Source organism: Streptomyces sp. NBRC 110611, assembly GCF_001590865.1.
GTDB lineage: Bacteria > Actinomycetota > Actinomycetes > Streptomycetales > Streptomycetaceae > Streptomyces.
On sequence record NZ_BBUY01000003.1, the window covers coordinates 107,831 to 123,185 of the forward strand.

A 15,355-nucleotide genomic window follows, 5' to 3' on the forward strand; every position below is an offset into this window, starting at 1 on the left:
CCCGTTCGTGCTCACGTCAGCCCTCGTCCGGGCCACCGCTCTCCTCGTCGGACGCCTTGGCGCCCTTGGCACCCTTGGCGTCCTCGTCGGATGCGGACTTGGCTCCGGGCGCGCCCGGCTGCGGCTCGGCGACGGCGACCCGCGCGGGGCGGATCGTTCGCTCACCGATGCGATACCCGGGCTGCAGGATCGCGACGCACGTGGTCTCCGTGACGTCCGGCGCGTACGAGTGCATCAGCGCTTCGTGGATCGTCGGGTCGAAGGGCTCGCCCTCCTTGCCGAACTGCTGCAGACCGAGCTTGGCGACCACGGTCTCCAGCGACTCGGCCACCGACTTGAAGCCGCCGACCAGTTCGTCGTGCTCGCGCGCCCGGCCGATGTCGTCGAGGGTCGGCAGGAGCTCGGACAGGAGGTTCGCCGCGGCGATCTCCTTGACCTGGACCCGGTCCCGTTCCACCCGACGGCGGTAGTTCTGGTACTCCGCCTGGAGCCGCTGGAGGTCCGCGGTGCGCTCGTTGAGCGCCTTCTGCACCTGGTCCAGCTGCGCCTGGAGTCCTACGTCGGTCATGTCGTCCCCGGCCGGGGCCGGGCCCGCCTTGTCGGCGGGCCCGGCGCCCTGCGCCGCATCGTCTGCGGGCTTTGCGGCGTCAGAGGGGACGTCGGGCCTCTCCTCGAAGCCCGGGGTCTCCTCCGTCACGCGGCACCACCCTTGGCGTCCTTCGGCTTCTCGTCGTCGACGATCTCGGCGTCCACCACGTCGTCGGCGGCGTCGGCCTTGCCCTGCGCACCGGCGGCGGCACCCTCGGCACCACCCGCGGCGGCCTGCGCGCCCTGGGCGTCGGCGTACATGGCCTGGCCCAGCTTCTGGGAGATCGCGGCGACCTTCTCAGCGGCGGTGCGGATCTCGGCCGTGTCGTCGCCCTTGAGCTTCTCCTTCAGCTCGCCGACGGCGGTCTCGACCTCGGTCTTCACCTCGCCCGGGACCTTGTCCTCGTTGTCCTTGAGGAACTTCTCGGTCTGGTAGACGAGCTGCTCGCCCTGGTTACGGGCCTCGGCGGCCTCGCGGCGCTGGTGGTCCTCCTCCGCGTACTTCTCGGCCTCCTCGCGCATCCGGTTGACCTCGTCCTGCGGCAGCGAGGAGCCGCCGGTGACGGTCATCTTCTGCTCCTTGCCCGTGCCCAGGTCCTTGGCGGTCACGTGCATGATGCCGTTGGCGTCGATGTCGAAGGAGACCTCGATCTGCGGGACACCGCGCGGGGCCGGCGGCAGACCCGTCAGCTCGAACATCCCGAGCTTCTTGTTGTACGCCGCGATCTCGCGCTCGCCCTGGTAGACCTGGATCTGCACGGACGGCTGGTTGTCCTCGGCCGTGGTGAAGATCTCCGAGCGCTTGGTCGGGATGGTCGTGTTGCGCTCGATCAGCTTGGTCATGATGCCGCCCTTGGTCTCGATACCGAGGGACAGCGGGGTGACGTCCAGCAGGAGGACGTCCTTGACCTCGCCCTTGAGGACACCGGCCTGGAGGGTGGCGCCGATGGCGACGACCTCGTCCGGGTTGACGCCCTTGTTGGCGTCCTTGCCGCCGGTCAGCTCCTTGACGAGCTCGGCGACGGCCGGCATACGGGTCGAACCGCCGACCAGGACCACGTGGTCGATCTCGGACAGCTGGATGCCGGCGTCCTTGATGACGTTGTGGAACGGGGTCTTGCAGCGCTCCAGGAGGTCCGCGGTCAGCTGCTGGAACTGCGAGCGGGTGAGCTTCTCGTCCAGGTGCAGCGGGCCCTCGGCCGAGGCGGTGATGTACGGCAGGTTGATCGTGGTCTCGGTGGACGACGAGAGCTCGATCTTCGCCTTCTCCGCGGCCTCGCGCAGACGCTGCAGCGCCATCTTGTCCTTGGACAGGTCGACGCCGTGGCCGTTCTGGAACTGCTTGACCAGGTAGTCGACGACACGCTGGTCCCAGTCGTCACCACCGAGGTGGTTGTCACCGTTGGTGGCCTTCACCTCGACGACACCGTCGCCGATCTCCAGCAGCGAGACGTCGAAGGTGCCGCCACCGAGGTCGAAGACCAGGATGGTCTGGTCGTCCTTCTCCAGGCCGTAGGCCAGGGCGGCCGCGGTGGGCTCGTTGACGATGCGCAGGACGTTGAGGCCCGCGATCTCACCGGCCTCCTTGGTGGCCTGCCGCTCGGAGTCGTTGAAGTAGGCCGGGACGGTGATGACCGCGTCCGTGACCTTCTCGCCCAGGTACGCCTCGGCGTCCCGCTTCAGCTTCTGCAGGATGAACGCCGAGATCTGCTGCGGGTTGAAGTTCTTGTCGTCGATCCCCACCTTCCAGTCGGTGCCCATGTGGCGCTTGACCGACCGGATGGTCCTGTCGACGTTGGTGACCGCCTGACGCTTCGCGACCTCGCCGACGAGCACCTCACCGTTCTTGGCGAAGGCGACGACGGACGGCGTGGTCCTGGCGCCCTCGGCGTTGGTGATGACGGTGGGCTCGCCGCCCTCCAGAACGCTGACGACGGAGTTTGTCGTGCCCAGGTCGATGCCGACCGCACGTGCCATTTCGATTCCTCCAGCTGACTTGAGTGGAACAGGCTCAAGAGTGCAGTACCGAGGGAAACCTGTCAACAGACCTGAGTCATCCCCACTCAACTTTTATATCGCCCTTACCGTCACCCGGGCACAGCCGTAGACGTACAGGGGGCACTCAGGGTTGCCTTCGCGACACAGATCACCGGCCGCGCGGCTTCATGGCGCGGAGGAGAATGGGTAACCTCAGCGGCAGACCCAAAAGTTACTGCCTAGTAGTCTTGATAGTTCCGCTCTTCCCTCTCATTCCTTACCTCTCAGAATTCCCGCTCTCGCAGGTTCGAGGAGCCCCCAATGCAACTCGCCGCGATCATCGTGTCGCTGGTCCTCATGGCGGTCGGCATCGCGCTGTTCGGCCGTGCCATCCTGCAGATCTACCGCTTCATGCGGCTCGGCCAGTCCGTACCTGCCGGAACGCGGACCGACGAACCCGCGCAGCGCACCGTCACCGTGGTCAAGGAGTTCCTCGGCCACACGCGGATGAACCGCTGGGGCGTGGTCGGTGTGGCGCACTGGTTCGTGGCGGTGGGCTTCTTCTCCCTGCTGCTGACGATCGTCAACGCCATCGGGCAGCTCTTCAAGGCCGACTGGCTCCTGCCGGTCATCGGCGACTGGGCACCGTACAACGTCTTCGTCGAGTTCCTCGGCACGATGACGGCGCTCGGCATCCTGACCCTCATCGTCATCCGGCAGCTGAACCGCCCGGGCAAGCCGGGCCGCAAGTCCCGTTTCGCGGGCTCCAACATCGGCCAGGCGTACTTCGTCGAGGCCGTCATCCTCATCGTCGGCGTCTGCATCTTCATGCTGCACGCGCTGGAGGGCGCCCAGCACCACGTGGACGGCTACGAGGCCTCGTTCTTCATCTCGTACCCGGTCGTCTCCTGGCTGCAGGGGATGGACCTCGCCACGCTCCAGAACCTCACGTACTTCTTCGCCGGCCTGAAGATCGCGACCTCCTTCATCTGGATGATCACGGTTGCCCTGAAGACGGACATGGGCGTCGCCTGGCACCGCTTCCTGGCCTTCCCCAACATCTGGTTCAAGCGCGAGGCGGACGGCGACGTGGCGCTCGGCGCGCTGCAGCCGATGACCAGCGGCGGCAAGCCGATCGACTTCGAGGACCCGGGCGAGGACGACCAGTTCGGCGTCTCCAAGATCGAGGAGTTCTCCTGGAAGGGCCTGCTCGACTTCTCCACCTGCACCGAGTGCGGCCGCTGCCAGTCGCAGTGCCCCGCCTGGAACACCGGTAAGCCGCTCTCCCCGAAGCTGCTGATCATGTCGCTGCGCGACCACGCGCACGCCAAGGCCCCGTACCTGCTGGCCGGCGGCGGCAAGACCATGGAGGGCGAGGAGAAGGCGACCGCCGAGCAGCTCGCCGACGTCCCGGCATCAGCCCTCGCCGAGGCCGAGCGCCCGCTGATCGGCACTCTGGAAGCTGCATCCGACAGCGGCTTCGCCGCGGGTGGCGTCATCGACCCCGACGTCCTGTGGTCCTGCACCACCTGCGGCGCCTGCGTCGAGCAGTGCCCGGTGGACATCGAGCACATCGACCACATCGTCGACATGCGCCGCTACCAGGTCATGATCGAGTCCTCGTTCCCGTCCGAGGCGGGCACGATGCTCAAGAACCTGGAGAAGAAGGGCAACCCCTGGGGCCTGGCCAAGAAGCAGCGCCTCGCCTGGACCAAGGAGGTCGACTTCGAGGTCCCGGTCGTCGGCAAGGACGTCGAGGACCTCACCGAGGTCGACTACCTCTACTGGGTCGGCTGCGCCGGTGCCCTGGAGGACCGCGCCAAGAAGACCACCAAGGCCTTCGCGGAGCTGCTGCACATCGCCGGCGTCAAGTTCGCCATCATGGGCGGCGACGAGAAGTGCACCGGCGACTCCCCGCGCCGGCTGGGCAACGAGTTCCTGTTCCAGCAGCTCGGCGCCGAGAACGTGGCGACCCTCAACGCGGCCTTCGGCGAGGACGACGATGACGAGTCGACCAAGAAGCCGACGTCGTCGAAGAAGATCGTCGCGACCTGCCCGCACTGCTTCAACACGATCGCGAACGAGTACCCGCAGCTGGGCGGCCACTACGAGGTCATCCACCACACCCAGCTGCTCCAGCACCTCGTCGACGAGGGCAAGCTGATCCCGGTCACCCCGGTCGAGGGTCTGATCACCTACCACGACCCCTGCTACCTGGGCCGCCACAACAAGGTCTACACCCCGCCGCGCGAGATCATCGCCAAGGTGCCGGGCCTGCGGAACGAGGAGATGCACCGCCACAAGGAGCGCGGCTTCTGCTGCGGCGCCGGCGGCGCCCGGATGTGGATGGAAGAGCGCATCGGCAAGCGCATCAACAACGAGCGCGTCGACGAGGCCCTCTCCCTCAACCCGGACATCGTCTCGACGGCCTGCCCGTTCTGCCTCGTCATGCTGACGGACTCCGTCAACGGCAAGAAGAACGATGGCCAGGCGAAGGAGTCCATCCAGGTCGTCGACGTGGCCCAGCTGCTGCTGGACTCGGTCAAGACGCCGGCCGGCCCGTCGGGCGAGGAGGAGCCGGAGAGCGCTCCCGAGCCCGAGCCGGTGAAGTAGCCCTCTCCGAAGCGGCTCCTCCGAAGCAGCCCCCTCCACTCCGCGGTCCCGCAGCGCTCCCGCTGCGGGACCGCGGAGTGTCGCGGGCGCGCCGCGTGTCAGCCGAGTGTCGCGGGCAGGCCGAGGGTCAGCCGAGTGTCACAGGTAGGCAGCAAAGGCCCGCAGTCCCCCGCCTCCGGCCCCCCGTTCCCCACCGACCAGGTAGTTTCGAAGGCGTGGCTGGATTCAGGATGGGTCGCGGACGGGATGCCCGCCCCGCGCATAACGGACAGCAGGGGCACCAGGCGCAGCAGGCGCCGTACGGACAGCACGCACCGTACGGGCAGCACCAGCCCCCACCGCCGCACGGACAGTGGCAGCAGGCGCCACAGGGACATCCGCGGGCGTACGACGAGCCCGAGTACTTCAGCGACGGCGGCTACCAGCCCCCGCAGCAGTCCTACGCGCCGTACGCGCACGACAACAGCCCCGGCAGCACCCAGCAGTTCAGCGTCGGCGAGGCCCCGGACGCCCACGGCCCGCACCCCGGCCCGTACGGCGGCGGCCCCGACGGCAGCGACTACGCGCCCGGCGCCACCTACCGCGCCGGCGAGGCCTCCGCACCGCCGGCCGGCCCCCGGCTGCACTGGAAGCAGCTGCTCCCCGGCATCGCGCTGCGCCCGGACGCCACGTTCTGGCAGATGCGCGACCACGCCGTGTGGGGCCCGGCGCTGACCGTCACCTTCGTCTACGGCCTGCTCGCGGTCTTCGGCTTCGACAAGGCCCGCGAGGACGTGCTGAACGCCACGCTCTCCAACAGCATTCCGTGGGTACTGATCACGGCCGTGATGTTCATCATCGGCAGTCTGATCCTGGGCGCGGTCACCCACACCCTGGCCCGCCAGCTCGGCGGTGACGGCGCCTGGCAGCCGACCATCGGCCTGTCCATGCTGGTCATGAGCATCTCGGACGCGCCCCGACTGCTGTTCGCGATGTTCCTCGGCGGCGACTCCACCCTGGTCCAGGTCCTGGGCTGGCTGACCTGGCTCGCCTGCGGCTATCTGCTGACCTCCATGGTCGGCAAGTCGCACGACCTGCCGTGGCCCAAGGCCCTCGGCGCCTCCGCGATCCAGCTGGTCGCCCTGCTGGGCCTGCTCAAGCTCGGCACGCTGTAGGCCGCAGGCCGCCCGTACATCCGGCCGCACGTCCGGCCGTCCCGGCCACGCCGCGCGAAGGGGCCCGCTCCGGAGCACTTGCCTCCGGAGCGGGCCCCTTCGCCGTACGGCCTACGGGGGTTCCTGGGGCCGTGTTTCACGTGAAACACGGCCCCAGGAAAGGCCTCACCGGCCCCGGGAAGGCCTCGGCCTCTCGGACGAACCGCGACCCCCGCCCCTCACGCTCTCAGACGAACCGCTGCCCCGCCGACCCATCGCACCCCTGCAGCCTGAGCGGCTCCTTCGCCCCGCCCAGCGTCAGGCACAGCGACGGTGCGGCGGCCGGCCGGATCGCCCCGCCGTCGCCCCGTACGAACTGCTGGTTGGCCGCACCCGAGCAGTTCCACAGCACCAGCCCGGCACCGGCCCGGTACCGCCCGCCGGGCACGTCCAGGCACCGGTCCTGGGTCAGCCCGACGTGCAGCGACCGCTGGTCACCGTCGTACCACCAGTCCTGATGGCGCTGTCCGGTGCACTCCCAGCCGCCGACCGCCGTGCCGTTCCGGCTCGCGCCGCCGGTCGCGTCCACACAGCTGCCGGTACCGGCGTTCTTCAGCGGCCGATACACGTCGTCCCAGGCCCCCGGGTACAGCTTCGGCCGCCCGGTGCTCGCCGGATCGGCGCAGGACGCCTCCCGCAGACCCGTCGCCGCGTACAACTGCGTGAGACAGGACGCGAACGCGCCGTGGCCACGCCGGTTCGGGTGGAACGACTGCCGGACCGAATTCGCGTCCGGCGGGAAGGGGTTGGCGACGTTCACCCACAGCCCGCGGGCCCAGGTGTCCTCCATGCACACCTCATGCCCGTGGAACAGGCGCGACGCGTCGAGGTAGCTCGCCCCGGTGTCCCGCGCGGCCTTCCGTACGCCCCGCTCGAAGACCGGCACCGCGGCGTTGCGCCCCCACGCCGCATCGGAGGTGTAGCCCGTACAGCCACCCGGCAGCTTCCCGGGATAGCCGGGATTGTCCTCGATGTCCGGGCCGATCGGACTCGGATACGACATCACCACGAGCCGGTAGTCCCCGTCCGCGTACCCCGCGTCCCGCATCACGGTCCGCAGGTCGCGCACCGTCCGCTCGACCTTGGGCACCAGCCGGTCCACCCGCCCCTGCCACCCCGGCTCGTACCCGGGCCGGCACGCCCCCTGCAACAGGAACCAGCGCTTCACACAATCCGTCATCACCGGCCCGAACTGGAGATCGTCATTGGCGCCGACGACCAGCAGCACCATCTTCAGCCGTGTATTACGCGCCTTGATTGCCAGACTGTCGCTCTGCACCAGCTCATCGGCGTACTGTTTGCTGCCGCCGATCACGATGTTCTCGCTGTACGCCCCCGAGCAGGCGACGTTGTACGTCACCTCCGCCGCGATGCCGGTGCGGTGGATCGCCGAGTCCGGCGACCGGTGGCACCAGTTGCCGGGCCCGTCGGTCCCCGGCTCGTACGTCCCGACGCCCTCCCCCGAGATCTCACTGTCGCCCAGCGAGATCAGCGAGGTCTTCCGCTCCGCGAGCGGCCGCTCGGCCGGGTCCCCGTAGAGCGCGACAGCCTCCTCGGCCCGGACCTTCTCCAACTCGGACGACAGCGGCTTGCCTACCACCCCGGCCCCGGCGGCGCTCGGCATACCCACCCCGTCCGCCCCGCCCGTCCCGCCGGCCGCCGCCGTGAACACCACCGTCAGGCCGGCGGCCAGGGCCGCGATCCCCGCTCTCACCCGCCGCCCACGTCTCGTACCCGCCATGGCGCCTCCCGTCCGGCATGCCGTTACGTCTGTTAACGACGTCTGTTACCGCGGGTTTTACTCGCAAGTAAGCACAGGCGGAACACCAGCAACGCGATTGGCCGAAACACGCGTGAACCAGTCCACACAAAAGCGGTGAAACGCCCCCCAAAGCCGGAAGGGAGCCGGCCTCAAGAGGCCAACTCCCTTACCCCAAGCAGGCGTCGAGCCTCAGGCGTCGAGCACCTGGCCCTCACGGCGCACGACAGGCGGCTCAACCGACCACGGGAAGTTGATCCACTCGTCCGTGCGCTTCCAGACGTACTCGCACTTCACCAGCGAGTGCGACTTCTCATAGATCACCGCGCTGCGGACCTCGGCCACGGTCCCCACGCAGAAGTCGTGCACCAGCTTCAGCGTCTTGCCCGTGTCGGCGACGTCATCGGCGATCAGCACCTTCTTGTCGCTGAAATCGATCGCATTCGGCACCGGCGCCAGCATGACCGGCATCTCCAGCGTGGTCCCCACCCCGGTGTAGAACTCGACGTTCACCAGGTGGATGTTCTTGCAGTCCAGCGCGTACGCCAGCCCGCCCGCCACGAACACGCCGCCCCGCGCGATGCTCAGCACGATGTCGGGCTCATACCCGTCATCCGCGATCGTCTGCGCCAGCTCGCGGATCGCCCCGCCGAACCGCTCGTAGGTCAGGTTCTCCCGCACGTCACTCACGAATCTCTCAGACCTTCTCTGTCTTCACGCCCTGTACAGCCCCCTTGCCCGCACGCCCATCCGGACCGGAACGCGCGGCCTCTCACCCAGCCACGTCACGCCTACATAGGACTCACACCTGCGAACGGTGAAAATTCCGGAACGACCGGGACGGCGTCGGGCCCCGCTGCCCCTGGTAGCGAGACCCGTACCGCTCACTGCCGTACGGGTGCTCGGCCGGCGAGGTCAGCCGGAACATGCACAGCTGCCCGATCTTCATGCCCGGCCACAGCTTGATCGGCAGCGTGGCGACATTGCTCAGCTCCAGCGTCACATGCCCGCTGAACCCGGGGTCGATGAACCCGGCGGTCGAGTGCGTCAGCAGCCCCAGCCGCCCCAGCGAGCTCTTGCCCTCCAGCCGCGACGCGATGTCGTCCGGCAGGCTGATGACCTCGTACGTCGAGGCCAGCACGAACTCGCCCGGGTGCAGAATGAACGGCTCATCGCCCACCGGAACGACCTCACGGGTCAGATCGGGCTGCTCGACGGCGGGGTCGATGTGCGGGTAGCGGTGATTCTCGAACACCCGGAAGTACCGGTCGAGGCGCACGTCCACACTGGACGGCTGCACCATCGACTCGTCATAGGGGTCGATACGCACCCGACCAGCATTGATCTCGGCCCGGATGTCCTTGTCTGAGAGAAGCACGCACACGAGGATACGCGCCCGCGCCGCCCCCACCGCACGACAAGGCCCGGCCCACCAGGACCGGGCCACACCCGAAACCCCCCACTCCTCACTACTCCCGAACTACTTCCCAACCACTTCCAAGATCGCTACCGCTTCGCGCGCTCCACGGGCACCGCATGCCGAAGCCGAGCACAACGCGGGCAGCGCAGCAGCCGCCCCGGCCCGAGCCGGTCAGTGGTCTGCATAGGGAACGAAGCCGTGCTGAACACGTGGCCCTCGGCACAACGTACGACGGTGCGCTCCTTCAAGTCCCTCTCCCAACTACGTGACAACAAAAGCCACATTAGGGGATGAACTGGGCGCCACAACACGCGGCACTCCGACGCCCAACCGTACGCCCCAACTCCCGCCCCCCGCACCCACATCACCCCCGACCCCCACCCCCAAAGAGCCCCCCATCGGCACCCCGGCCCGGCCCCCCGGACGAGCACCCCAGGCACCCCCAGGCGCCCCCGGACATGCCAAATGCACCGCGGGGCGGCGATGGGGTAGAGTGTGCGACGATGTTCCGCTCTCGAACGAGGCGGGATTACGCGGGTGTAGTTTAATGGTAGAACATGAGCTTCCCAAGCTCAGAGCGCGGGTTCGATTCCCGTCACCCGCTCCACGCGAAAGCCCCAGGTCCGCGGCCTGGGGCTTATTTGTTGTCTAGACCACTTTGGGGCCGCGTGCCAATTCGCGTGCCATAACGTGCCGATTTCCGCACCGAGTCGGCACCCTTAAACCCTTCCGTGGCGACTCGGCGGCGGGCGTCTCGAATCGCGAGACGTGATATTCGTGGTCTGCGTCACACTCTGCTGAGTGACATGGGCGCTCCTTGCGGGCGCCGGGCGCGGGGCGGTGGACCGGGGCCGGGCGGGTCTTGGTGACCGAGACGCCCTTGGCCGAGGAGCCTTCGGACGTGCCGATGGTGAGTTCCACCGAGTCGTGCCTGGTGCGGCGAGGGTCAGGGCGGTCGGTGTCGCTGATGTCCGCCTGGATCTGGGCCGGTCCGGCGGCGACGGCATTGACGTGGACCTTGGCGGTGCGGGTGCCGGGGGTCCAGGCGAGTGTGCGGCTGGTGCGCTGACCGAAGCTGTCCGTCGTGGAGGCGGCGAGGCCGGAGTACGCGCCGGTTATCCGGAGTGCGGGCGGCAGTTGGAGGGACAGGCCGGCACGCTTGACGCCAGTCTGCGCCGTGATGTCCACGGTGAGGGTGGCCTGTTCGCCGACGGCGGGGAGGTGATCGAGGGAAGCGGTGACGCCGAGGCAGCTGAGCGGCGCCTCTACAGCCAGCCATCAGCCATTGGGCCATAGCAGCACCGTGGGTAACGGTGGCCGGAACCATATACCTCACGGCTTGCGCATGTCACCGCCTTCGGAGAAGCGCGCGAGCCACACCACGCACGCGCTTGACGAACGCCCGTCTGTCGGACTCCCTTTGACGACGGCACGACGTGCGGAGAACTCCCGTGCGTCGATCCAGCGTCGACGCGATCTGCCGTTGCGAGGTGGCCTGTTGGCATGCGGTAGCGACTGAGTCCTGTGACGCCTCAGGGGCATTTCTGCGATGTGGCTTTGACGCCCCACCTGTTCGTGACCTGCGGCGTTTCAGGGGCGATTGACGTGGCGGGTGCGGTGTCGGCTGAGCCGGGCCTCATGGTCCGTCGCGGTCAGTGGGCAGCTTCCCCGGCCGCCGGGCTTTCCTTTGGGCAGATCGTGGCCCACGCCTTCCCTTGGGCAGAGGAGTTGTGTTCCGTGAGGCATACCGCCGCGCCGCGGCTCTGCCTTTCGGCAGACCGCTGATCCAGTCCCTGAGAGTGACGGATCCAGCCACCTGCACAACCACGATTGAGGCGACTCCAGCAACCCCCTTCCAGGAGCACCCATGACGCAGGTTCCAGGAGCATCCATGTCGCAGGCAGTCCCCACCCCCTCAGCCCCCCAGGGCATCACCGCTTCCGCCATCACCCGTGTGCACAAGACGTCGCGCCGTAAGAGCAGTGTGATGGCCGGAGGGCTGGCCACCGCGTTCCTCACCGGCATATCCCTGATCGGCTACCAGACCCCCGCCTTCGCCGACGACGGCCAGCCCGCGAAGATCGCCGACGGCACCTACGAGTCCGACCAGGGCGTCATCGCCGCGATGGAGAAGACGGATCCGGTCAACTCCTCGGAATCCTCCATGGGGTATCCCGCCGGGGTGGACAAGGACAAGGACGGCAACGTCAAGCCATTCACCCTGGCGGACGTGCAGAGCACGTACGACCCCGAACAGGCCGTCAAGGACGCCCAGGCGGCAGCGACGCAGTACGCGGCCGACGAGAAGCACTCCGCGCCGCTGCGGGAGAGCGCCAAGCACCTGGTCGACGGATGGTCCGATACGACCAAGCCCAACGGCACTGAAATCCGCCAGAACACCAAGGACAACGTGCTGACCGGCGGGCAGAGCGCCGAGCAGTACTGCAACATGTCCAACAAGGACCCACAAAGCTCGGCTTACGGACAGGCGGCGCCCTGCATGTTCGTCGGGAAGCTCGACGAGAAGTACCCGCAGCGGGGCGCCAGCGACGGCCTCACGGGCGAGGGCAAGCTCACCTACAAGGTCTCGGCGTCCGTCGCCGACGAGAGCAGCACGACCGAAGGCTGGCAGGTGGGCGGCAAGATCACGCCCAAGATTGGTGACGGCGAGTCCGAGGTCGGCGGCGAGGCGAGCTTCACCTACAGCTACAGCTCCACCTCCACCACCAAGGTGCAGAACACCAAGGAAACGGACGTCGAGATCAACGTGCCGCAGGGCAAGAAGGGCTACCTCGAAGGCCGGGCCAACGGGGCTACCTACACCGGCTACATCGTCGTCCGCGACCTCGACACCAGCACCAACCAGGAACATGTCGTAGCCATTCCGGCCCGGGTCTTCATCCAGGCCCCTGGCAGCGGCAGCTCGGTCACCTGGGTCAAGCGCCTCAAGGCCGCGTAGCGGGTCCTCAGCCGGCGATCGGTCTGTGCGGCCGGCTGGTCCTCTGCCTTTGGGTAGAGGACCAGCTCCTCCGTGAGTCGCAGGGGACCGGCCCAGGTGAGACCCATAATCGGCGGTATGCCGTCCAGTGCCCCACCGACCGCCGCCCAGCGTCCGCCCACCCGGAGTCCCTTCACCGGGCCCGGGGAACAGGGGCGGCAGCTGTGGCGGGCGGCGGGTGAGACGGCCCTCGCCGGGCTGCTGGTACTGCTGACGTATCAGGCACTGGACTGGTACCAGGGACAGCCGTCGATGCTCGCTATGACGCTCGACGGCTCGGTCATGGTGGCGCTGGCGCTGGTCGGGATCGGGCTGGTGCTGGTGCGGCGCCGGTTCCCGGCGTGGAGTCTGCTCGGGCTGTCCGCGCTGATGGGGCTGTTCCCTGCCACGGGGCTGCTGACCGCGGTGGCCTCGTACACCGCGGCCCGGCAGACGGAGGCGCGGCGACGGCGCGGTGCGGTGCTGCTGGCGGGGCTTGCGTCGGCCATGCTGGCCGGTTTCGCGTCCGCGCCCGACACTGGGCTGGGCAGCAGGCCGTACGGGCTCGTACTCGGTGCTGTGCTGGCCGCGACCACCGTCCTGATTCCGGGCCTGGTCGGTACCGCGGGCGGGCAGCAGGACCGGCTGGTACGGGCGCTGCGGGAGCGTACGGCCGCCGCCGAGGAGGCACGGCGGCTGGCCGACAGCGAGGCACGGATGCACGAGCGCTCGCGCATCGCCGCGGAAATGCACGATCTGGTCGGGCACCGGCTCAGCCTGATCTCGCTGCACGCCGGCGGCCTGGAGATGGCGCTTCAGGAGCAGGCGCCGGAGCTGCGGGAGGAGGCCGCGCTGGTGCGCGGTGCCACCCGCGATGCGATGCGGGAACTGCGCGAGGCGCTGGGGGTGCTGGGCCCGCTGGGGCGGGACACCGGCACCGACGCGCTGACCGACGCGACCGGCACCCGTCCCGACATCGAGGCGCTGGTGGCGGAGTCACGCGGCGTGGGCGTGCCCGTCGAGTTCTCGTGGGACGGGGATGATCTGGATGCGCGGCCGGCGCGGGTGCGTAGGGCGGTGCACCGGGTGGTGCGCGAGGCGCTGACCAACGTCCACCGGTACGCGGCCGGGGCCCATGTGACCGTCGCCGTCACCCACACCGGGGAGCGGGTGAAAGTCCAGGCCCGCAACGGCGTTCCGCCCGTGCCACCCGCCGCCACCACGGGGCTGGGTTCCGGACGCGGGCTGACCGGCCTGCGGGAGCGGGTGGCGCTGCTCGGCGGCACCCTGGAGGCGGGCCCGACGCCGGGCGGCGGGTTCAGCGTGACGGCGGACATCCCCGCAGACCCCGCGTCCGGGGCGCAGGCGGAGGAAGCGGAGGACGGAGCGGCCGCGGCACCGCACGAGGAGCGGCCGCAGGGCAGCACGCCCGTCAGGGCGGACCGGCGCCTTCAGCGGGGCCTGACGAGTGCGGCCGTCGGGCTGCTCGGCCTGGCGGGCGTGGGGGCGATGATGCTGTTCGGGGTCATCCTGGTGAACGAGGCGCGGCCGAGCCGCCCTTACCACCCCTTCGAGCCCCGGGTGGGGATGACGCGGGAGCAGGTCCAGCGCGAGTGGATCACCGACAACGACATAGTGCGCGCGGCCGCCGCCGGCCGGGAACCGCACCGCCCGGCGTCCGCCACCGACTGCATGTACCCGTGGGTGGACACGAAAGCCAAGGGCGGGCGGCTGCCGATCGTCCGCTACTGTTTCCGCTCCGACATCCTGATCTCGATCGACCGTTTCACCGTGCCGGTGGTGACCGAACCTCAGCCGCCCCGTGGGAGCAGGACACATGACTGACCAAGCCGCCGACTCGACGGGTCCCGCGTCCGGCTCCGCGATCCGAGTGCTGCTCGCCGACGACGAGCAGATGATCCGGCACGGCGTACGGCTGATCCTCCGGCACGCCGACGGCATCGACGTGGTCGGCGAGGCAGCTAACGGCGCCGACGCCGTCCGCCTCGCCGCCGAGCGCCGGCCCGACGTCGTACTGCTCGACATCCGCATGCCGGTCCTCGACGGGCTCGCCGCCATCGAGCAGTTGCTCGCTCTCGATCCCGCCCCGCAGGTCGTCATGCTCACCACCTTCGGCGACGACGAGAACGTCCTGCGGGCCCTGGCGGCCGGCGCGACCGGCTTCCTTCTCAAGGACGAGGGCCCGCAGGAGCTGATCAGCGCGGTACGGGCGGCGGCCAACGGAGACGCGGTCCTCTCTCCCGGAGTCACCGGAACCGTCATCCAGCGGATGCTGCGCGGCGGCGCGGCCAGTGCCGTGACCACCGGACCGGACCAGCGGCTGGCCGGCCTGACGAACCGCGAACGCGAGGTCCTGGCCATGCTGGGCGAGGGCCTGTCCAACCTGGAGATCAGCGAACGGCTGGGCATCAGCGTGGGAACGGTCAAGTCACACGTCCGGTCGATCCTGGACAAGACCGACTCGGACAGCCGGGTACAGGCGGCACTGCTCGCGCATCAGGCAGGACTCATGCGCTAGGGCGACCCGAGGTACTTCCCGGACGAAGCCTCGGGGCGTACCACGCCTCTGCCTAAAGGAAGATCCGGCAGTGGGCGACGGCCGCAAGCTGCTGACCCTGAACTCGTGGTGGCCAGTTGTCCAGGCAGCCGTCGACAGGCGGCGATGGGAAGACCGTGCGAGGGGCGACCGCGGACGCGGATGACCGGGGGGGGACGCGGTTGTGCCCGGATCGCAGGGTCTTCCTTTAGGCAGAGGCGCCGTGGTCCACGCCTTCCTTTAGACAGAGGCGCTCTGTTCCACGAGGCAT

General features: G+C 68.9%; 12 protein-coding genes and 1 tRNA gene. 6 read left to right on the forward strand and 7 right to left on the reverse strand.

Annotation, left to right across the window (positions count from 1 at the left end):
- Positions 1–16: 16 nt before the first annotated feature.
- Entirely contained in the window at positions 17–697 is a 681-nt protein-coding gene (gene grpE / locus AZE13_RS08645; RefSeq protein ID WP_066928728.1) for a nucleotide exchange factor GrpE, read from the reverse strand.
- Positions 694–2,565, reverse strand: coding sequence for a molecular chaperone DnaK (dnaK, locus tag AZE13_RS08650; protein ID WP_066928729.1), 1,872 nt, complete (start codon positions 2,563–2,565; stop codon positions 694–696). The genes grpE and dnaK overlap by 4 nt, the downstream gene beginning before the upstream one ends.
- Before the next feature lie 321 nt (positions 2,566–2,886).
- On the opposite strand from dnaK, the gene AZE13_RS08655 reads away from it, so the two are divergent.
- Entirely contained in the window at positions 2,887–5,178 is a 2,292-nt protein-coding gene (locus AZE13_RS08655) for a (Fe-S)-binding protein (protein WP_066928731.1), read from the forward strand.
- Positions 5,179–5,408: 230 nt separating this feature from the next.
- Positions 5,409–6,332, forward strand: coding sequence for a Yip1 family protein (locus tag AZE13_RS08660; protein ID WP_066928733.1), 924 nt, complete (start codon positions 5,409–5,411; stop codon positions 6,330–6,332).
- A 226-nt stretch (positions 6,333–6,558) separates the two neighbouring features.
- Here AZE13_RS08660 and AZE13_RS08665 read toward each other — a convergent pair whose 3' ends face one another.
- From AZE13_RS08665 to AZE13_RS37900, 4 genes are all read right to left on the reverse strand, one after another.
- The gene (locus AZE13_RS08665; RefSeq protein WP_066928735.1) at positions 6,559–8,112 is read right to left on the reverse strand and encodes a ricin-type beta-trefoil lectin domain protein; all 1,554 of its coding nucleotides are present in this window, start codon (positions 8,110–8,112) and stop codon (positions 6,559–6,561) included.
- A 210-nt stretch (positions 8,113–8,322) separates the two neighbouring features.
- Complete coding sequence (locus AZE13_RS08670) at positions 8,323–8,820, reverse strand: phosphoribosyltransferase (RefSeq protein WP_066928737.1); 498 nt, start codon at positions 8,818–8,820, stop codon at positions 8,323–8,325.
- Positions 8,821–8,932: 112 nt separating this feature from the next.
- Positions 8,933–9,508 carry a dCTP deaminase gene (dcd, locus tag AZE13_RS08675; RefSeq protein ID WP_066928739.1) on the reverse strand — a complete coding sequence of 192 codons (576 nt, stop codon included), beginning with the start codon at positions 9,506–9,508 and terminating at the stop codon, positions 8,933–8,935.
- Positions 9,509–9,636: 128 nt separating this feature from the next.
- Positions 9,637–9,834, reverse strand: coding sequence for a hypothetical protein (locus AZE13_RS37900; protein WP_079123828.1), 198 nt, complete (start codon positions 9,832–9,834; stop codon positions 9,637–9,639).
- 249 nt (positions 9,835–10,083) lie between these two features.
- On the opposite strand from AZE13_RS37900, the gene AZE13_RS08680 reads away from it, so the two are divergent.
- Positions 10,084–10,157: transfer RNA gene (locus tag AZE13_RS08680), tRNA-Gly, on the forward strand.
- A 41-nt stretch (positions 10,158–10,198) separates the two neighbouring features.
- Here AZE13_RS08680 and AZE13_RS37905 read toward each other — a convergent pair.
- Positions 10,199–10,738 carry a hypothetical protein gene (locus AZE13_RS37905; RefSeq protein WP_258527662.1) on the reverse strand — a complete coding sequence of 180 codons (540 nt, stop codon included), beginning with the start codon at positions 10,736–10,738 and terminating at the stop codon, positions 10,199–10,201.
- A 703-nt stretch (positions 10,739–11,441) separates the two neighbouring features.
- Here AZE13_RS37905 and AZE13_RS08690 point away from each other — a divergent pair.
- From AZE13_RS08690 to AZE13_RS08700, 3 genes are all read left to right on the forward strand, one after another.
- Positions 11,442–12,509 carry a hypothetical protein gene (locus AZE13_RS08690; RefSeq protein WP_066928743.1) on the forward strand — a complete coding sequence of 356 codons (1,068 nt, stop codon included), beginning with the start codon at positions 11,442–11,444 and terminating at the stop codon, positions 12,507–12,509.
- 117 nt (positions 12,510–12,626) lie between these two features.
- The gene (locus AZE13_RS08695; RefSeq protein ID WP_066928745.1) at positions 12,627–14,372 is read left to right on the forward strand and encodes a sensor histidine kinase; all 1,746 of its coding nucleotides are present in this window, start codon (positions 12,627–12,629) and stop codon (positions 14,370–14,372) included.
- A complete protein-coding gene (locus AZE13_RS08700) occupies positions 14,365–15,066 on the forward strand; it encodes a response regulator (RefSeq protein WP_066928747.1) in 702 nt (233 codons plus the stop codon). The genes AZE13_RS08695 and AZE13_RS08700 overlap by 8 nt, the downstream gene beginning before the upstream one ends.
- Positions 15,067–15,355: the final 289 nt, after the last annotated feature.